At 61.2% G+C, this 18,645-nt stretch carries 18 protein-coding genes and 4 tRNA genes; 10 read left to right on the top strand and 12 right to left on the bottom strand.

The annotated features are described in order from the left end of the window. Nucleotides 1–32 precede the first annotated feature (32 nt). From sugE to rdgC, 3 genes are all read right to left on the bottom strand, one after another. On the bottom strand, nt 33–350 hold the full coding sequence (sugE, locus tag PST29_RS21890; protein ID WP_016967450.1) for a quaternary ammonium compound efflux SMR transporter SugE: 318 nt from the start codon (nt 348–350) through the stop codon (nt 33–35). A gap of 118 nt (nt 351–468) precedes the next feature. Further along, the gene (locus PST29_RS21885; RefSeq protein ID WP_060844340.1) at nt 469–1,434 is read right to left on the bottom strand and encodes a bile acid:sodium symporter family protein; all 966 of its coding nucleotides are present in this window, start codon (nt 1,432–1,434) and stop codon (nt 469–471) included. Between the two features lie 75 nt (nt 1,435–1,509). After that, a complete protein-coding gene (gene rdgC / locus PST29_RS21880; protein WP_016967448.1) occupies nt 1,510–2,430 on the bottom strand; it encodes a recombination-associated protein RdgC in 921 nt (306 codons plus the stop codon). A gap of 160 nt (nt 2,431–2,590) precedes the next feature. Here rdgC and PST29_RS21875 point away from each other — a divergent pair. From PST29_RS21875 to PST29_RS21860, 4 genes are all read left to right on the top strand, one after another. Next, nucleotides 2,591–2,666 (top strand) — tRNA-Val (locus PST29_RS21875). 19 nt (nt 2,667–2,685) lie between these two features. Beyond that, nucleotides 2,686–2,762: transfer RNA gene (locus PST29_RS21870), tRNA-Asp, on the top strand. 187 nt (nt 2,763–2,949) lie between these two features. Next, nucleotides 2,950–3,025, top strand: a tRNA-Val gene (locus PST29_RS21865). 19 nt (nt 3,026–3,044) lie between these two features. Next, nucleotides 3,045–3,121, top strand: a tRNA-Asp gene (locus tag PST29_RS21860). Nucleotides 3,122–3,261: 140 nt separating this feature from the next. Here PST29_RS21860 and PST29_RS21855 read toward each other — a convergent pair. Beyond that, entirely contained in the window at nt 3,262–4,431 is a 1,170-nt protein-coding gene (locus PST29_RS21855; RefSeq protein ID WP_060844339.1) for a catalase family protein, read from the bottom strand. Beyond that, nucleotides 4,428–6,236, bottom strand: a complete 1,809-nt coding sequence (locus PST29_RS21850; protein ID WP_060844338.1) for a di-heme-cytochrome C peroxidase — start codon at nt 6,234–6,236, stop codon at nt 4,428–4,430. The genes PST29_RS21855 and PST29_RS21850 overlap by 4 nt, the downstream gene beginning before the upstream one ends. Nucleotides 6,237–6,505: 269 nt before the next feature. Here PST29_RS21850 and PST29_RS21845 point away from each other — a divergent pair, with 269 nt between their 5' ends. The 5 genes from PST29_RS21845 (at nt 6,506) to PST29_RS21825 (ending at nt 9,207) form a co-directional block, all read left to right on the top strand. Then, a complete protein-coding gene (locus tag PST29_RS21845; RefSeq protein WP_016963891.1) occupies nt 6,506–7,219 on the top strand; it encodes an FKBP-type peptidyl-prolyl cis-trans isomerase in 714 nt (237 codons plus the stop codon). A gap of 291 nt (nt 7,220–7,510) precedes the next feature. Next, the gene (locus PST29_RS21840; RefSeq protein WP_060844337.1) at nt 7,511–7,966 is read left to right on the top strand and encodes a YkvA family protein; all 456 of its coding nucleotides are present in this window, start codon (nt 7,511–7,513) and stop codon (nt 7,964–7,966) included. A 114-nt stretch (nt 7,967–8,080) separates the two neighbouring features. After that, a complete protein-coding gene (locus tag PST29_RS21835; RefSeq protein ID WP_060845168.1) occupies nt 8,081–8,422 on the top strand; it encodes a helix-turn-helix domain-containing protein in 342 nt (113 codons plus the stop codon). Then, complete coding sequence (locus tag PST29_RS21830; RefSeq protein WP_003179080.1) at nt 8,419–8,790, top strand: hypothetical protein; 372 nt, start codon at nt 8,419–8,421, stop codon at nt 8,788–8,790. The genes PST29_RS21835 and PST29_RS21830 overlap by 4 nt, the downstream gene beginning before the upstream one ends. Then, nucleotides 8,791–9,207, top strand: coding sequence for a sel1 repeat family protein (locus tag PST29_RS21825; RefSeq protein WP_060840516.1), 417 nt, complete (start codon nt 8,791–8,793; stop codon nt 9,205–9,207). It abuts the gene before it with no gap. Here the strand turns inward: PST29_RS21825 and PST29_RS21820 are convergent. Continuing rightward, a complete protein-coding gene (locus PST29_RS21820) occupies nt 9,158–10,984 on the bottom strand; it encodes a bifunctional diguanylate cyclase/phosphodiesterase (protein WP_060844336.1) in 1,827 nt (608 codons plus the stop codon). The genes PST29_RS21825 and PST29_RS21820 overlap by 50 nt on opposite strands. Nucleotides 10,985–11,118: 134 nt before the next feature. Beyond that, entirely contained in the window at nt 11,119–13,203 is a 2,085-nt protein-coding gene (locus tag PST29_RS21815) for a carboxy terminal-processing peptidase (RefSeq protein WP_164990745.1), read from the bottom strand. A gap of 138 nt (nt 13,204–13,341) precedes the next feature. On the opposite strand from PST29_RS21815, the gene PST29_RS21810 reads away from it, so the two are divergent. Beyond that, nucleotides 13,342–14,304, top strand: coding sequence for an NAD(P)H-quinone oxidoreductase (locus tag PST29_RS21810; protein ID WP_060840513.1), 963 nt, complete (start codon nt 13,342–13,344; stop codon nt 14,302–14,304). Nucleotides 14,305–14,409: 105 nt separating this feature from the next. Here PST29_RS21810 and PST29_RS21805 read toward each other — a convergent pair whose 3' ends face one another. Genes PST29_RS21805 through PST29_RS21785 form a run of 5 tightly spaced genes read right to left on the bottom strand, consistent with a single transcriptional unit; the run spans nt 14,410 to nt 18,525 of the window. Beyond that, complete coding sequence (locus PST29_RS21805) at nt 14,410–15,063, bottom strand: HAD family hydrolase (RefSeq protein WP_060840512.1); 654 nt, start codon at nt 15,061–15,063, stop codon at nt 14,410–14,412. A gap of 40 nt (nt 15,064–15,103) precedes the next feature. Beyond that, the gene (locus PST29_RS21800) at nt 15,104–16,093 is read right to left on the bottom strand and encodes an ABC transporter ATP-binding protein (RefSeq protein ID WP_060840511.1); all 990 of its coding nucleotides are present in this window, start codon (nt 16,091–16,093) and stop codon (nt 15,104–15,106) included. Beyond that, the gene (locus PST29_RS21795) at nt 16,090–16,890 is read right to left on the bottom strand and encodes an ABC transporter permease (protein ID WP_060840510.1); all 801 of its coding nucleotides are present in this window, start codon (nt 16,888–16,890) and stop codon (nt 16,090–16,092) included. Before PST29_RS21795 ends, PST29_RS21800 begins: the two co-directional genes overlap by 4 nt. Next, nucleotides 16,877–17,722 (bottom strand): ABC transporter permease, encoded by an 846-nt coding sequence (locus tag PST29_RS21790; protein ID WP_060840509.1) that lies wholly within the window; start codon nt 17,720–17,722, stop codon nt 16,877–16,879. The genes PST29_RS21795 and PST29_RS21790 overlap by 14 nt, the downstream gene beginning before the upstream one ends. Further along, the gene (locus PST29_RS21785) at nt 17,719–18,525 is read right to left on the bottom strand and encodes an alkaline phosphatase family protein (RefSeq protein ID WP_060844335.1); all 807 of its coding nucleotides are present in this window, start codon (nt 18,523–18,525) and stop codon (nt 17,719–17,721) included. The genes PST29_RS21790 and PST29_RS21785 overlap by 4 nt, the downstream gene beginning before the upstream one ends. Between the last annotated feature and the right edge of the window lie 120 nt (nt 18,526–18,645).

Genomic DNA, 18,645 nt, shown 5'->3' with positions numbered 1-18,645 from the left:
CTGCGGGCGTTTTCATGTCTGCGGGGTGGCGGTCAGCTGGCGCTGACTTTCAAGCCCACCAGGCCGGCGATGATCAGCGCCACGCTGGCCAGGCGTACCAGGGCCATGGATTCGCCGAACAGGATGATCCCGGCGATAACCGTGCCGATGGCACCCACTCCGGTCCAGATGGCGTAGGCGGTGCCCAGGGGCAGCTCCTTCATGGCCAGGCCGAGCAGGCCCAGGCTGATGGCCATGGCGAGGATGGTCAGGGCGGTGGGCAACGGACGGCTGAAACCGTCGGTGTACTTCAGGCCGACGGCCCAGCCTACTTCGAATAAACCGGCAAACAACAAAATGATCCAGGACATGCTGACCTCATCGGTGGATGGGGTCGTCCCCAGAATGAATCACTCGATCGAGTGGCGAGGTCGTCCTCGCGTTGCGCAGTATACTGCCCAGTTTTGTTTGGGCGATCAGTTTTTCCGCTCAGTCGCTGAGCTGTTTTGTTTCCAGTTTTTGCTCGCTTTCGTCATTCATGCGGCGGAAGTAGGTAGAGAGCAGCGCCCCGGAAATATTGTGCCAGACGCTGAACAAGGCGCTGGGCACCGCCGCCAGGGGCGAAAAATGGGCGCTGGCCAGGGCTGCCCCCAGGCCGGAGTTCTGCATGCCGACCTCCAGCGCCAGGGATTTGCGCTGGGCCAGGGGCAGTTTGAAGACCCGGCCGGTGAAGTAGCCCAGCACGTAGCCGAAGCTGTTGTGCAGCATCACCACGGCCATGATCAGCAGTCCGGATTCGGCGATTTTCGCTTGGCTGGCCGCCACCACGGCGGTGACGATGATGACGATGCTGACCACCGACACCAGCGGCAACACCTCCACCGCGTGCTGCACCCGCTGGCCCAACAGGCGTTGGGCCAGCACGCCGAGCACGATCGGCAGCAGCACCACCTGCAGGATCGACCAGAACAGCTCCATGAACGACACCGGTAGCCAGGCCGAGGCCAGCAACCAGATCAGCGCCGGGGTCAGCAGCGGGGCGAGCAGGGTGGTCACCGCGGCAATCGCTACCGACAGCGCCAGGTCGCCCCGGGCCAGCCAGGTCATGACGTTGGAGGAGGTGCCGCTTGGGCAGCAGCCGACGAGAATCACTCCGACGGCGATTTCCGGCGGCAGGTGAAATGCCTGGCAAAGCACCCAGGCCACGCCCGGCATGATCACGAAATGCGCCACGACTCCCAGGGCCACCCGCCAGGGATGACGCGCCACTTCGGCGAAGTCTTCGAGTTTCAGGGTCAGGCCCATGCCGAACATCACCAGGCCCAGTAGCGGCACGATGGCGCCCTTGAGGCCGATGAACCAGCCGGGTTGGAAGAATGCCAGGACGGCGAAGATCAGTACCCAGTAAGCGAAGGTGTTGCCGACAAAGCGGCTGAGTGCAGCCAGTGCGCGCATGACCTGTTCCTTGTTATGTGAAAACGCCACCGAAGGCGGTGGCGTCTGGTACGGAGCGGCTATCCGGACAAGGCGTCAGATGCCTTGCGGAATCTCCTCGCCGCCCAGGGCTTCGAACAGCGCCGGCAGGAAGTCGCCGAAGGTCAGCATCATCAGGGTGAAGCTGGCGTCCTGCTGGCCGAGGGCTTCATCGCCACCGTCCTGTTCCGCCTGGTCCTGCAGCAGGTCTTCGAACTTCAGGCGTTTGACCACCATCTTGTCGTCGAGCATGAAGGACAGCTTGTCCTGCCAGGCCAGGGACAGTTGAGTGACCACCTTGCCGGTGCTCAGGTGCAGCTGGATTTCCTCGCCGGTCAGGTCCTGGCGCTTGCAACGCACAATGCCGCCGTCCTCGTGGGTGTCGCGCAGCTCGCATTCGTCGAGCACGAAGAAGTCGTCGGCGGCTTTCTGTGTCTTGACCCAGTCGGTCATGATTGCGCTCGGGGCGATCTTCACGGTCAGCGGACGTACTGGCAGGGTGCCGAGGACTTCACGCAGGGTGGAGAGCAGGTCTTCGGCGCGCTTCGGACTGGCCGAGTTGACCAGGATCAGACCCTGTTTCGGGGCGATGGCGGCGAAAGTCGAAGAGCGACGGATAAAGGCACGGGGCAGGAACGCCTGGATGATTTCATCCTTGATCTGGTCGCGCTCCTTCTTGTAGACCTTGCGCATCTGTTCGGCTTCGATCTCTTCGACCTTTTCCTTCACCGCGTCGCGCACCACGCTGCCAGGCAGGATGCGTTCTTCCTTGCGCGCGGCCACCAGCATGAAGTCCTGGCTGACGTGAACCAGCGGGGCATCTTCACCTTTGCCGAAAGGGGCGACGAAACCGTAAGTGGTCAACTCCTGGCTTGCACAGGGGCGCGCCAGTTTGGTCGCCAGTGCAGTTTCCAGCGCCTCAGCATCAAAAGGCAGATCTTGGGTCAGGCGATAGATCAGCAGGTTTTTGAACCACATGGGGTGAATCTCTCCTTTATACAAAGGAGGGCATTATTCTCTTCGCTGCTGCTCAGGCCAACCCTTCGCTAAGCCTTTGGAAGGCCTGAAAAAATTATTATAAAAAGTGCTTGCCAGAGTACGGACTGCTCCGTAGAATGCGCGCCACACCGAACGTGAAGGGTGATTAGCTCAGCTGGGAGAGCGTCTGCCTTACAAGCAGAATGTCGGCGGTTCGATCCCGTCATCACCCACCATTCGCATTCAGTGTTACGCGCAGCGGTAGTTCAGTCGGTTAGAATACCGGCCTGTCACGCCGGGGGTCGCGGGTTCGAGTCCCGTCCGCTGCGCCATATTCGGTAACCTGGAACACTGAACGCCAGGTCACCACAGAAAGCCCGCTAACGCGGGCTTTTTGCTGTAAAGAGTTGGCGGGTAGTGCGGCAAATCATGGAAATTCAGATTTTTTTGATAAATTTATCAATTAAATCAACACTTTAAGAATTTCTGTGGCATAATGCGCCCCGCAACGAAGGTAAAGGGTGATTAGCTCAGCTGGGAGAGCGTCTGCCTTACAAGCAGAATGTCGGCGGTTCGATCCCGTCATCACCCACCACTTACTTTCAACGCTACGCGCAGCGGTAGTTCAGTCGGTTAGAATACCGGCCTGTCACGCCGGGGGTCGCGGGTTCGAGTCCCGTCCGCTGCGCCATATTCGGTAACTTGGAACACTGAACGCCAAGTCACCACAGAAAGCCCGCTAACGCGGGCTTTTTGCTGTCTGGGATTTGGTTTGGTGCAGATCCTGTGCGAAAAAAAAGCGGCCCAAGGGCCGCTTTTCTCGTTTATGGCTTACTGCTCGGCGTTTCGGCTATGCCGATAGTCGCTGACCGCTTCGTACACCGCCTTGCGCAAGCGGTTGATACCGCCAATGGGGCGATGGGCTTCGATGCCGAACCAGGGGTTGAAGGATTGGTTGTCGCAGGCCAGGTTCTGCGCCGGGGTGTCGAAGTCCTGGGCTGGAATGGTCAAGCGGGCCACGGTTTCAAAGGGGGCGTCGCTTTCCTTCCATTCGATGCTGGTGTCTTCGATCGGCATGAACCGGCTCGGGTTCTGACGCTGGATCTGCAGGACGAAGCAGGCCGGAACCCGATCGGTGGAAAGTTGCTGGGTCAGGGCGCTGCGCAGGAAGTTGGGCAGGTCCTGATTCTGCGCCGGCAGGCTGTAGGCCGGGCAACTGTCAGGGTCCGGCATGACCCGGAACTTGGCGTTGGCATCGCCGAACTTGTAGGGCGAAACCGAGAAGTAAGTGCTCTGGGTCGGGCTGGCCGGTGCCGGTGACAGCGTGGCCAGGGCAATGAACAGGTGGCGGATCTGCCAACGGCGAGGATCCCAGCCAGGAAAGAAGGCACCGACTTTCTTGCCGTCCGCCTGCGCCGCGATGTTTTGCTGATACTCGGCCACATCGCTGACGAAGAAGTTCGGATGGTTGAACATCACGAAGTCCTGCTCGCGTCGCCCCGACTCCGCAGGGATCAACTGTTGACCTGGCACCTCCAACAGTTTGATTGCCATGCCGCGGGCGTCGCGAATGCTGTCGAACTGCGGATAGGCATTGCCATTGGACAAGCGCACCGTTGCTTGCCAGGTCTGGCCAGGATTGGCGAACACGCCCTGGCGCAGCTCCGGACTCAGGTCCTTGAGGACCTGGACCTCGGCTTTTACGCAGCCATGGGCCTTGGCATGGGCATCGCGCAGGTAGCGGGTGCCCTCGCGGTGCTGGTCGACGATGCGCACGGCAGTCTGGATGATGTCCTGGGTGCGCGCGGCCTCATCGGCGGGAATCTGCTCTTGTACCGCCACCGGACCGCGGTGCTGCCAGGCGAACCAGGCGCTGGACAGCGCCCAGGCCAGGAGGCCGATGACCAGCAGCAGTAGCAGCGTCCTGCCCAGCAATGCGCCAAGGCGCAGCCACAGCCTGGCCAGCAGCGACGGTCGTTTTCTTGCGAGATCGAGTTTCATGGCAGTTGTGACTCCAGCGGTCCGCCCAGCACTTTCAGGTATTCCAGCAATGCCCAGCGCTCCTCCGGCTGCAGCAGCGGGCCGATAACCCCGTTGCCTCGCTGGCCGGCGCGGAACTCGTGACCGCTGTTGTGGTTGCCGCTGATGCGGGTGTCGAATTCAAAACCGTTCTTGAAGGCTTCCGGACGATAGCCCAGGTGTTTGGGGTCGTACTCGAAGGTGCCGCGATAGAAGGTCGTCGAGCGCTCCGATTGCGGAGACAGCAGTTGATACAGGTTGGGCACCGAGCCGTTGTGCAGGTAGGGCGGGGTTGCCCAGACCCCGGCCAGCGGGCGGGCCTTGTAGGCGCGCAGCTCGCGTACCCCGATTGGCAGGCCGTAGCCGTCCAGTCGTGGGCGCTCCTCGGGGCTGACCTTGGCGTCACGGTAGGCGCGTTCTTCAACGAAAGCGGTGATGTAGGCCAGGCCCTTGGCCGCCGAGAGTTGACGCAGGTCCAGCGGTTCGGTGGGCGTCGGGTGCAGCTCGACATTGGATTTTGCCAGCTCGGCGGTATCCCACTGCAGGGCGCTGAGGTCATAGCGCAGGTCGGCGATATTGCTGGCGGAGTTCGGGTCGGTGCCAATCACGGAAACCGGGAGCATTTTCAGCTGTTGAACCGGTCGGCCGTTGGACTCGCTCACCGACGGCTGATGGCAGCCAGCGCAATGCTGGGCGAACAGCTCACGACCCTTGGCCGCCAGGGGCTTGTCGACGGCGCCCAGCAGTGTTTCCGGCCAGGCAGGGGGCTTGAGGCGCTGCAAGGTTTCTTCGATGAGGTTGAGGTCACGAACCCGCACGCTGGATGGATAGCGTGATTCGCCAGTGAGCGGCTGGCCGTTGGCGTCGAACAGGTTCAGGGTCGCGCCGACGCCTAGGGCTTCGCCGATATTGCGCGCCATGGGTTGCTGCGCCGAGCCGTTCCACTGTACCCAGTCGAATGTCCAGATATCCCACAGTTGCGGGTAGTCCACGGGGGCGTTGGCGATGCGGTAGTTCTCTGGGGAAATCGCGTCGCCGAAACTGGCGTTGGCGATGCGCCCGAATGCGTCGGTACGGCCCGGCCCTTCCTCGGTGGGATAAAGGCCGCGGTGGGTATCGTTCCAGGCCACTTGCAGGAAGTTGTCCAGTGAGCGCTTGAAGTCTTTGCGCAGTTGCGGGTGCTGCGCCTCATAGTTGTCGCCCAGGACTTTGCGAGCGAAACGCTCGAACTTCCAGGGGTTGTAGTAGGTGGCGGTAAGGCTGGCCACCAGCGCCTGGCCGAAGCTGCCGCCGCGCAGGGTCGGCACGCTTGAAGGCAGTACGTGTTGCGCCGAGCCTCCGTCGATCCGCAGGGCCTGATGGTTGAAGCGCAGTTCGCCGGTGTGACAGGCCGCGCAGGTGATGTCCAGGTATTGTTCCGGGCTGCCGGGGTTTTGGTGGCGCGCGAAGCCTACCGGAAGGTTGCCGGGATTCTGCGCTGTGGCTTTCTGTCCGGGCTCCACCAGAAAGCCGAAGCGTGCCAGGTACTCGGGAGCGGCAAAGGACTGTTCGGAGAAGGGCAGTTCCAGGGCAACAAACCATTCATAGCGCAGGCCTTTGACCTGGGTGCCTTGGGGGGTGAAATAGTAGGTCTGGCGGTCTGCTGCATCCCATTGATCCAGGTAGTGCACCTGTTCGACGGGGACATATTCAGCCAGCTTGGGGTTGGCGATGTAGTACAGGACCACGGCCAGGACTGTGCCGATCAGTACGGCGATTATCAGTAATACACGGTAGATGAGGCGCAAGATGTACGTCCTTGTCGAATTTGCCTTCCTTATGCCTGAGCGTCATTGACGCGGCAAGTAGCTATTACTTGCGCTATGGTTATTCGCGCTCGTTCCAGCGCCTCATTCAGCCGCCTGGGCGGGGCGTTCTCCACAGCACAAAAACGTGTTTAAAGACGTGAACTTATCGGACATTTACTACTCTTACGCCGGTAGCCATTGGTCGTGGTCGCCTGATAAGCTCGCGGCTTTATTCGATTGCCCTTTAGGCGCATGAACAAGGAAATAGCATGAAACAGCATCGGTTGGCGGCGGCGGTGGCCCTGGTTAGCCTGGTACTTGCGGGTTGTGATTCGCAGACCAGCGTAGAGCTGAAAACCCCGGCGCAAAAAGCTTCCTACGGTATCGGCCTGAACATGGGCAAGAGCCTGGCTCAGGAAGGCATGGATGACCTGGATTCCAAAGCCGTAGCCCAGGGCATCGAAGATGCCGTCGGCAAGAAAGAACAGAAGCTGAAAGACGAAGAACTGGTCGAAGCCTTTGCCGCGCTGCAAAAGCGTGCTGAAGAGCGTATGGCCAAGATGAGCGAAGAGTCGGCGGCTGCCGGCAAGAAATTCCTCGAAGAAAACGGCAAGAAGGCCGGCGTGACCACCACCGCTTCCGGCCTGCAGTACGAAGTGTTGAAGAAGGCCGATGGCGCTCAGCCAAAGCCGACTGACGTGGTCACCGTTCACTACACCGGTACCCTGACCAACGGCACCGTGTTCGACAGCTCGGTTGAGCGTGGCAGCCCGATCGATCTGCCGGTCAGCGGCGTGATCCCTGGTTGGGTTGAAGGCCTGCAACTGATGCACGTAGGTGAGAAGTACAAGTTGTACATCCCGAGCGATCTGGCTTATGGCGCGCAGAGCCCAAGCCCGTCGATCCCGGCCAACTCGGTGCTGGTATTCGAGTTGGAACTGCTGGGGATCAAGGATCCAGCCAAGCAGGACGCCGCCAAGTAACCTGTCTTTGCGCCTGAAGCAACGCCCCGTTTTACGGGGCGTTGTCGTTTCTGCAAGGCTCATCTGGCAATTAATCCGAACCTGCGGCCTCGCCGGTGGTCAGAACGGGTTGTCAGCTGCGGGTAGTCGTTGAGGGCTGCCAAGTCAATGAAATTATGGGTTTTTTTATGTGAGTAAAAAACGCCCGATCTGAGCTCAGCCCTTGTGAGACGGGGCTTTCAGCCGTGAAAAATAGCTCTGTTCACAAGGTTATCCACAATTTGTGTGGATAACATTTCAGTGGGAGTGATGATGAAAACACCCTGGAACTTTGCTCGCTTCCTGCCTTTGGCGGGCCGGTTGCTGAGCCGCGGTCGTTTGCCGACGCTATTGTTCGCTGTCGCCAGCAAGGGGGCGATTCAGGGAGGGCGCTTGGGCAAGGTCAAAGAGGACCTGCGCCTGCTCCAGGCGTTATGCCTGGCTTACTGGCGAGGCGAATATCGGGCAATCAGTGCCAAGTCCTTGTTGTCGGTGGTGGCGGGGCTGATGTATTTCCTCAGTCCGGTGGACGCGATTCCCGATTTCATCCCGGTGTTCGGCATGCTCGACGACATTGCCGTGCTGGCCTGGCTGATGAAGACCCTGGATGACGAGCTCAGCGCCTTCCGCGCCTGGCGTGGCCGGCAGCGGCCGGAAAAGCTGGCGGTAGTCGAACGTCTGCCGGATACACCGGAACAGCTGCGGTTGGAGGGGCCACGGCAAAATTGAGTCGATTGACTCGCAGGTTCAACAATCATGCTCCCCGCGACCGCAGCCGCTGTTAGGATTACACTTCAAAGGAAAAGTCCGACTCGATAAGTGTCGTTGTCCTACGGGGTAGTAATGGATATTCAGATTATTGAACGCGATGGCGAGCCCGAATACGCGGTTCTGCCGTGGGCTCAGTATCAAGCTTTATTGACAGCCGCAGGCCTCACCGAACCACTATCGCATGCTGGCGCTACGTCTCAGGCAGCGCCACCGGCCCAGAGTCTTCCGGGCCTGGATCAATTACGCAATCTGCGCGAAGGGAAGGGCATCGCCATCGAGGCGCTGGCCCGCAAAGTAGGTATCAGTCCGTCTTACCTGGCCCTGATTGAAAGTGGCGAGCGTCACCCTGACGCTGCGATTCGCCGCAGCCTGGCCTGGGAATTGACGGTGCCGGGGTGGAGGGAGCAATCGTGAGTGTAAGGATCAGTCGTCAGCACTGGGATGGGCTGTTGGGTGAGCTGGATCAAGCCCGTCGTCAACGTCACCTTTTAACCTATCGTGCGCTGCTGGAGCGATTGCAACTGCCCAGTCCTGCGATGCAGACCTTGACGGCCGCTCTGGAGCACCTGGCGGCCCTGGATGCCCGGGCCGAACAGCCGCTGCGCAGCTCATTGGTGATCAGCCAGGGCGCCAGTCGTTTGCCGCGGACCGGATTCTTCGAGTGTGTCGAGCGCCTGGGACGTTTTTCCGGGCCTTCCGACGGGGTGGCTGCCGCTTCATGGCACGCCTCGGAGGTGGTGCGTGTGTTCGAGTACGAATACCCCGAATCAGCGGAGGCTTGAATGTTCCTGCCACTCAAGGCGCGTCTCGGTTATTGGCTGGCGCGCCGCTTGTTTCATTGGCCCTGGTTTATCCGTCAACCCCGTATCTGGCGTTGGATGGAAGGGCAGTTCGCACGGATGGCCAATCTGGGTAACGTCGCTGCGCAGAGTTTCTATGGGCATATCCTGACCTTTCGCGGGCAAGGGCTGGGTGCGCGTGAGGAAGGTCAGCGCCTGTTGCGCCTGGCGGCATTGGCGGGTGACGGCAAAGCGGCCTATCAGCTCGGTGTGATCAGTCTGGCCGGCTCGCCCAGCAAGGCGCCCGATGCGGCCGAGGCCGCCCGTTGGTGGCGGCTTTCGGCGCAGGCCGGTCATCCTCTTGCGGAGCTCAAACTGATGCAGCTCGATCAATCGGCTGATCCCGCAGCGGCTCATTGAGGGAGTGCGTTCCCAGGCTGGCTGCGGCATCCAGGCTGTCGATCACATGGATGCTGTAGCCCTGGACGTTCTTGGCGTGATGCTTGGCCTGGGAGGCCAGTTCTGCCAGCTGACTGGAGTCCAGTTGTCCACAGGCCTCCGAATACAGGTGCACCACGCCGATAGACAGCGATAGCAGGGGAAATTCCTGGCGCACGCCCTGGCGGTTGGGCGCGACAAAACAGCCGGCTTCCAGGTGTTCGCTGCGATAGAAGCGCCGACACTGACTGTGGAAGTCGTCCAGCAGCTGATTCAGGCGCCTGCGCCAGTCTTCCGGCCCCAGCACCAGCAAGAAGTCATCGCCGCCGATATGCCCGACGAAGTCGCGGCTGGGATCGACCCGATCATTCAGGCATTGAGCCAGGCACAGCAGCACTTCATCGCCACGGCCGTAACCGTAGATATCGTTGAAGGGCTTGAAGCTGTCGATATCCACATAGCAGATCACCGATTCCCGTCCCTGCTGTAGCAAGCGCGTCAGGCACTGCTGGATGGGGACGTTGCCCGGCAGCAGGGTCAAGGGGTTGGCGTAGCGAGCCTGCTGGATTTTCAGCTCGGTGATCAGCTTGAGTACGTCTATGACCCGTCCCAGTCCCAGGTACTGGCCGTTGAGGGTGATGATGAAGTCTTCCTCGATGCGTTGTCGTGCGCGACTGGTGATCAGGCGACTGACCTGCTGCAGGGATTGGCTGAGTTCGACGGCGAGGAAATCGTCGTTCATCAGGCGACTGATGGGTTTGCGGGCAAACAGGTCGGTGGCGAAGGGTTTGAGCAGGGCGTCCGAGAGTGAATGTCGATGAACGATCCCGCAGGGCTGGCCCTGCTCGTCAAGAACAGCCAGGGAATTGAGGTTGGCTTGCCGGCGAAAGGCTTCCAGGACGTTGGCCGTGGGCGTATTGCGGGCAACCGCTGGCTGCTCGTTGAGCAAGGCGCTGAGATCGCTGCCTTCGTCGTTGAGCGCCACGCTGGGGTTGTCGTGTTTGGGCATCATCGTCCGCGCATCACGGGGCGGCTGCTCCTGCGGCCGGCACAGCAAGTAGCCCTGGACCAGATCGACCCCCATTTCCGTGAGCACCGCCAGCTCCTCGAACATCTCGATGCCTTCGGCGATGACCTGGGCGCGAGAAGCCTTGGCTATCTGCAGGATCGAACCGACGAACTCGCGTTTGAGCGCGTCCTGATGAATGCCATCGATAAAGTGTCGATCGATCTTCACATAATCCGGTCGCAACTCGGACCACAGGCGCAGGCTTGAATAGCCGGCGCCGAGGTCGTCCAGGGCGATGGAAAATCCCATGTCGCGGTAGTGATGCAGAGCATTCTGCAGCAGCTGAAAGTCGTCGATGGGCGTCTGTTCGGTGAGTTCGATCACCACCTGGCTCGGCGGGATGCCGAAGTCCTGCAGCAGTTGCAGGGTGCGCCCGGGCTGGTGGGCCGCTTCCAGCAGGGATTCGGGGGAGACGTTGAGAAACAGTTTGCCGGGCAGTTGCTGCTCGCTGAAGCGTTTGCAGGCGCTGTGGCGGCAGGCGATCTCCAGTTCGCTCAGGCGGCCGGCCTGGCGTGCCACCGCAAACAGGGCGACAGGGGAGTGCAGGGGGCTGTTGGAGGGGCCGCGACTCAAGGCTTCGTAACCCAGGATGCGCCGCTCGGAAAGGCTGATGATCGGTTGGAACAGGCTGTGCAAACCGCTTTGAGCCAGGATTGAACTCAATGCACTCAGCTGTTCGGTCGTGGTCATGGCGATCTCTGTCGATGAAAAAAGGACCGGGCGCCGCTCCAGTTCAAGAGCGGCGCCCGGTCCTTTATTTCACGACAGAATGATGACTGTTTAATGACGATCCGGGGAGCGATCGAATTAAATTGCCATCATCTTCAGTGCTTGGCCACCGAGGTGTTGAGCTTTAGATAGTCCAGCAGGATGCGCCCGGTTTCACTCAGGTAGGCGTCATCTTCCGGCTTGGTCTTGTCCGGCTCGGCAGCGGCCAGCGCGTCTTCGTCCTCTTTCTTCAGCTCTTTGAGCGGCTCTTCGCCCTTGGCCTTGCGACGAGCGTTTTCCAGGGCCAGTTGCTTGGCTTCGATGTCGGCATGTTGTGCGCGACGCTCGGCTTCGTTGAGGCTGACGGTCTTTTCCGCCATCAGTTTCTGTGCCAAGGCCAGTTTGTCGCGGATGAACACGAACTCCGGATCTTTCGCCGAACGGCTTTCGTGTTCGGCCTTGAGCTGGGCCAGGAACGGCTTGAACGGATCCATGGCGGGCTTGATGGCCGGGCGGATGGTGTCCCATGGCATGGCTTCAGGCAGGGCGCTTTCGCCGATTTCCTTGGTGTCGATGATCGATGGGTAGCCGATATCCGGCAGCACGCCTTGATGCTGGGTGCTCTGTCCGGAAACCCGGTAGAACTTGGCCAGGGTCAGCTTCAGCTCGCCGTGGTTAAGTGGCTGGATGGTCTGCACCGTGCCTTTACCGAAGGTCTGGCCACCGATGATCAGTGCGCGGTGGTAGTCCTGCATGGCGCCGGCGAAAATTTCCGAAGCCGAAGCCGAGAGGCGGTTGACCAACAGCGCCATCGGCCCTTTGTAGAAGGCGCCGGGGTTTTCGTCTTCGAGCACATCCACACGGCCATCGGCGTTGCGTACCAGGACGGTCGGGCCCTTGTCGATAAACAGGCTGGTCAGTTCGGTGGCTTCCTGGAGAGAGCCGCCGCCGTTGTTGCGCAGGTCGATGACGACACCGTCGACCTTGTCTTTCTGCAACTCGGTCAGCAGTTTCTTCACGTCGCGGGTGGTGCTCTTGTAGTCCGGATCACCGGCGCGGAAGGCCTTGAAGTCCAGGTAGAAGGCCGGGATCTCGATCACCCCGAGCTTGTAGTCCTTGCCGTCCTGCTTGAGGTTGAGGATCGACTTCTTCACTGCCTGGTCTTCGAGCTTCACCGCTTCACGGGTGATGGGCACGATCTTGCTGGTCTGATCATTTGGCGCGTTGCTTGCCGGGATCACTTCCAGGCGCACCAGGGTACCTTTCGGGCCGCGGATCAGCTTGACCACTTCGTCCAGGCGCCAGCCCACCACGTCGACCATTTCCTTGTTGCCCTGGGCAACGCCGATGATCTTGTCCGCAGGCGCTACTTGCTTGGTCTTGTCCGCCGGGCCTGCCGGCACCAGGCGCACGACCTTGACCTGGTCGTTGTCGCTCTGCAATACGGCGCCGATGCCTTCCAGCGACAGGCTCATGTTGATGTCGAAGTTTTCCGCGTTATCCGGCGACAGATAATTGGTGTGCGGATCGTAGGACATGGCGAAGGTGTTGATGTAGGCCTGGAAGATATCTTCGGCTCGGGTCTGGTCCAGGCGCGCCAGTTGGTTCTTGTAGCGCTTGGTCAGGGTTTCCTGGATCTGCTTGGGATCCTTGCCGGCGATCTTCATCCGCAGCACTTCGTCCTTGACGCGTTTGCGCCACAGGTCGTCGAGTTCTGCGGTGGTCTTGAGCCATGGCGCGTCCTTGCGGTCGATCAGCAAGGTTTCCTTGGCGTTGAAGTCGATCTTGTCGACGCCTTTGTTGAGTTCCGCGAGGGCGAAGTCCAGACGCGCTTTGACCCGGTCCAGATAACGCTTGTAGATGGTGAACCCGGCGTTCAGGTCGCCGCTCTTGAGGAAGTCGTCAAACTGGGTTTTCCATTTGTCGAATTCCGCAATGTCGCTGGCCAGAAAGTAGCTGCGCGACGGATCCAGCAGCTTCAGGTAGCTGTCATAGATGATCACCGAGCGCGCATCGTCCAGCGGCGGTTTGCTGTAATGGTGGCGTTTGAGCAGTTCTACAACATTGAGGCTGGCAATTACCTCATCGCGATCGGGCTGAAGGTTGTCCCAGCTATTGGCTGCGAACGTATTGGTCGACATCGGCAGTAAGCCGAAACCAATGAAAAGGGCGAGGGCGGTGCTGGGGAACAAATGCTTCATGCTGATTCGACGCGGGGGCAATTGATAACGCATATTAGGCCGTCTTTGAAGTCGCCGGTTCCATAAGGGCCGGTCGCATAATGCAAAAAGCCCGGTGCTACCGCTCCGGGCTCAGTCCAGACTCACTATGGAGGCACTGTGAAAGCATTGCAAGGCGTTGAAGGTCATGTGGAGTGGGTTGAAGAACCAAGTCCGGCCTGTGATGTAGGGCAAGTTCGCATTCGTGTGGCGGCTGCGGGGCTCAATCGTGCCGATCTGCTGCAGCGAGCCGGACTTTATCCGCCGCCGCCGGGAGCCAGCCCGATCCTGGGCCTGGAGTGCTCCGGGATTATCAGCGAAGTCGGCCCGGGTTCGTCCTGGCAGATCGGCGATCGGGTGTGCGCGCTGCTCGCCGGTGGCGGCATGGCCGAGGAAGTGGTGGTGGATGCGCGCCATGTGCTGCCGGTGCCTGAGGGGCTGTCCCTGGTCGAGGCGGCGGCACTGCCCGAGGTCTACGCCACCGCCTGGCTCAATCTGTTCCAACTGGCGGCGCTCAAGCCCGGGGAGAAGGTGCTGTTGCACGCCGGGGCCAGCGGTGTCGGTTCGGCCGCCATTCAATTGTGCAAGGCGTTCGGCAATCCGTGTTGGGTCAGTGTCGGTTCCGCCGATCGCCTGGCCTATTGCGAAAGCCTGGGGGCCCAGGGCGGTGTGGTACGCACCGATGGCCTGGAGGCGCTGCGGGACTTCGGCCCGTTTGATGTCGTCCTTGATCCGGTAGGCGCCAATTACGCGGCCGACAACATCAAATTGCTGGCCGTGGATGGACGTTGGGTGTTGATTGGCTTGATGGGGGGGCGCGAAGCGCAATTGGACCTGGCCCAGGTTCTGGCCAAGCGCATCCAGTTGCTGGGCTCGACCCTGCGCAGCCGCAACGAGCAGTTCAAGGCCGACCTGCTGAGCGACCTCGGGCAAAATGTCTGGCCGCTGTTCACCGAAGGGCGTCTGAGCCCGCAGTTGGCCAAGACCTTCCCGATTCAGGACGCTGAAGCCGCCTTCGCCGAACTGGCGACCAACAAGGTGTCGGGCAAGCTGGTGCTGGTGATCGACTCCAGCTTGATCTGAACCCTGTAGAAGCAGGCCTGCCGACGAAGGGGGCGTCAGGCCTGACAGGCTGCTGGCTGGCCGCCAGCTCCTGCACGAGCCAGCTTCGGGGATCTTGGGGGTGGGTCACTTCCAGTGATGGATCAGCCAGCCGGCCTTCTCGGCGTGCTCACGCAATACCGGGTCCGGGTTCACCACTTGCGGATGATCCACTCGCAGCAGCAACGGCAGGTCGTTGCGCGAGTCGGAGTAGAAGGTCGCGCCTTCCAGGTTTTCTTCCTCGGCATCCAGCCATTCCAGCAGACGGGTGATCTTGCCTTCGCGGTAAGTCAGGGTGCCAACGGTGCGGCCGCTGTAGACCCCATGCTGCACTTCCAGCTCGATGCCCAGCACTTCGTCGATGCCCAGGCGGGCCGCTATCGGCTTCACCAGATGGGTGCCCGAGGCCGAGATCACCAGGATCCGGTCGCCGGCCTGGCGATGGGCGGCAATGGCCTTGCAGGCATCGCTGAAGATGATCGGTTCGATCACCTCTTCGACCCAGGGCTCGACCAGGTGTGCGACTTCTTGCGGCGTGCGTCCGGTCATGGGCTCCAGGCTGAAGTCCATGAACTCCTCCATGGCCAGCTTGCCATGGCTGTAGGCGTCCATCAGTTCATGGTTGCGGCGCATGAACGATTCGCTGTCGACCCAGCCCAGGCGGCCCATCTGTTCGCTCCAGAGGGTGGCGCAGTCGCCGTGAATCAGGGTTTCGTCCAGATCAAAAATTGCCAAGGCCATCAGTGCCGCTCTCTCTTCAGGATCAATTGCGTGAATGCCATCAGGCTACCTCACACAGGGCTGCCGGATCGATGGTCAATGCCAGACGCTGGCCGTCTGCATGAAGGTCATCGGCCGAACGATTGAGTACATCCACCACCAGTTCCACGCCACGGGCTTCGATCCGATAGCGGATCACGTTGCCCAGTAGGCTGTGACTGCGTACCAGGGCATCGAGTTGCCCTTCCTTGCGCAGTTCGATGGCTTCCGGGCGAATGGCGATGCGCCCGTTGACCGGCCGTTGCAGCAACTTGCTGGCGCTCTCGGCGGACAGCAGGTTGTAGTTGCCGATAAAGCCCGCGGCGAAGGCATCCACCGGTGCGGTGTAGAGGGTTTCGGCGTCGCCGCTCTGGACGATCTTGCCCTGGTTCATCAGGAAGATCCGGTCGGACAGGGTCAGCGCTTCTTCCTGGTCGTGGGTGACGAAGATGGTCGTCAGTCCCAACTCCCGCTGGATGTTGCGGATCTGTTCACGCAGGTGCTTGCGGATCCGCGCATCCAGGGCCGACAGCGGTTCGTCCAGCAACAGCAGGCGCGGGCGGGTCACCAGGGAGCGGGCCAGGGCCACGCGCTGGCACTGGCCGCCGGACAGTTGATGCGGGTAGCGGCTGGCGTAGTCGTTGAGCTCCACCAGTTGCAGGGCTTCCTGCACACGCTTGTGGCTGTCGTCGGCGTTGACCTTCTGCATGCGCAGGCCAAAGGCCACGTTCTGTTCCACCGTCATGTTGGGAAACAGCGCGTAGCTCTGGAACACCATGCCGATCCCGCGTTTCTGCGGGCTCAGGGGCACGATGTCCTGGCCGTCGAGGAGGATCTTGCCGCCGTCCACCGGGGTCAGCCCGGCGATGCAGCGCAGCAGCGTGGATTTGCCGCAGCCGGACGGGCCCAGCAGGGTGACGAACTCGCCCTTGCGGATTTCGCAATTGATGTCGCTGAACACCGTGGTGCCGGCGTAGTTCTTTTGCAGGTGTTGGACGCTGACGAAGCTCATTGGCTTTTGTCCTTGTTCAAGATGTTGGCGGCCCAGGTCAGAACCAGCACAAAGAAGAAGTAGGAAATCACCAGGGCGCTGGTGAAGTGGCCGCTGCTGTTGCGCATGTTGTTCAGGTAGACCTGCAGGGTTTCATAGCGGGTGCCCACCAGGATGTTGGCGAACACGAACTCGCCGAACAGGAACGAGAACGACAGCAGCAGAGCCACCATCAGGCCCTTGCGCAGGTTCGGCAGGACCACCAGGAAGGCCGCCTGCCAGGTGCTGGCGCCGAGCAGTTGGGCGGCGTCCATCAGGTCCCGCAGGTTGATCGCCTGCAGGTTGTTGGTGATGGCCCGGTACATGAACGGCAGCGCCACGGTGAAGTAGCAGCCGATCAGGATCCAGGGCGTGCCGACCATGGCCAAGGGCCCCGAACCATAGAGCTGCAGCAGGCCCACCGAGGACACCACCGGCGGCACCGCGAAGGGCAGCAGGATCAGGATGTTCATCAGCGCATCGAGCTTGGGAAAGTGGTAGTGCACCACGAACAGCAGCGGCAGGATCAGGACCACCGACAGCACCAGCGCGCCGACGCAGACCAGCAGCGACTGGCCGAAGGCGTTGAGAAAACGCGGGTCACTCCACAGTTGCAGGTACCACTTGAAGGTCAAGCCGCTGGGCAGGATGGTGGCCGACCAACTGCTGGCGATGGAGTAGACAAAGGTCCCCAGCAGCGGCAGCAGCAGGATGGCGAACAGCAAGTAGACCACCACCCGGTGGTAGAGCGCGGCGGAGCCGGGTTCAGCGCGAGACATGGTAGCTCCTCTTCAACAGCAGCTGATGGACGATGGTCACCAGGGTCATCAGCGCTACCAGCACCACGGCCAGGGCGCTGGCCATGTTCGGATCCAGGGAGATGTCCCCCGAAACCATGGCGGCGATGCGGATCGGCAGCACGTTGAAGTTGCCGGTGGTCAGGGCATAGACCGTGGCGTAGGCGCCCAGGGCGTTGGCCAGGAGGATGACGAAGGTGCCGAGCAATGCCGGGGTCAGCACCGGCAGGCCGATATGCCGCCAGAACTGCCAGCCGCTGGCCCCCAGCAGTGCGGCGGATTCGCGCCAGTCTTCCCGCAGGGCGTCGAAGGCCGGATAGAGCAGCAGCACGCCCAGGGGGATCTGGAAGTAGGTGTAGAGGATGATCAGCCCGGTCTTGGAGTACAGGTTGAAGTCCTGAATGATCCCCGACTGCTTGAGCATGATGGTGATGGTGCCGTTGAAACCCAGGAGGATGATGAAGGCAAAGGCCAGGGGCACACCGGCGAAGTTGCTGGTCATGTTGGCGAAGGCGTTGACGAAGTTGCGCAGCCTGGAGTCCACCCGGCGCAGCGAGTAGCTGCCCAGCACGGCGATGATGATGCCGAACACGCTGGACCAGAAACTGATCTCCAGGCTGTACTGGATGGCCTGCAGATAGAACTTCGAACTGAAGATCTTGCTGAAGTTGGCCAGCCCCCAGCCGAACTCTTCCGACTGCAGGCTGTTGATCAGCACCCATGCCAGCGGGGCGATCTGGAACACGATGAAGAACAGGGCAAAGGGCACCAGGCACAGCGCCGCCAGCCATTTGCCGCGGGTCACTGAATTCACTGCAACAGCTCCCGGCAGAAAGGTTTGTCATGGGGCACGCCCAGCAGTTGGCAGACGGTGCCGCACAGCTCGGTTTGTTTGGGCGTGGCGTTGGGGTCGAGGCTGAAGGCATCGCCGAGCACGAACAGCGGGACTTCCCGCTCCTCGGCCAGCAGGCCGTTGTGCGAGCGGTCGTTGTTCATGCCGTGGTCGGCTGTCACCAGCACCTGATAGCCGGCCTCGAGCCAGCCTTGCAGATAGTCGGCGAGGATGATGTCCGCCGAGCGCGCGCTGTTGCGGTACTGGGCGCTGTCCAGGCCGTGCTTGTGCCCGGCATCGTCGATGTTCATCGGGTGCACCAGGAGCAGGTTCGGCTGATGACGCAGGCGCAGGTGCTCCGCATCGGCGAACAGGTGGGAATCGGGGTAGTGATCGCTCCAGTAGAAGTGGCCGTACTGGATCGGCAGTTCCGGGTTGGCGGTATGGCGGTCACGGGGGGCGTTGAACGGGCTGCGGTTGTAGAGCTCGCTGACCCAGTGGTAAGCCGCCGCGGCGGTGATCAGGCCGGCCTCGCGGGCATAGTGGAACAGGCTGCGCTGGGTGGACAGGCGCGAGACCTGGTTGTGCACGATGCCGCTGTCGATGGGGGCGACACCGGTGAGGATGCATTCGTACAGGGGCCGGGACAGGGCCGGCAGCTCGCATTGCAACTTGTACAGGGCGGCGCGGCCTGCGCCGACGTAGGCTTGCAGGTGGCCCATGGCGTGTCGGGCCACTTCGTGGTTGAGGCCGTCGAGCACCACAAGAATGACGTTGTGCTTCATGAACGGGGAAACTCCGGGATCAGGCGGCGCATGGAACCTGTAGGAGCGGCCGCACGGCACTGCGTATGCCGGCGAAGGCGTCTGCACATTCGTGCAGGCCTGCGCCGGCAAGCCGGCTCC

The sequence above is a fragment of the Pseudomonas sp. St29 genome (genome assembly GCF_001547915.1).
In the GTDB taxonomy this organism is placed as follows: domain Bacteria; phylum Pseudomonadota; class Gammaproteobacteria; order Pseudomonadales; family Pseudomonadaceae; genus Aquipseudomonas.
The sequence above is the reverse complement of the archived record's forward strand: the minus strand, read 5'-3'. Positions and strand labels throughout refer to the sequence as shown.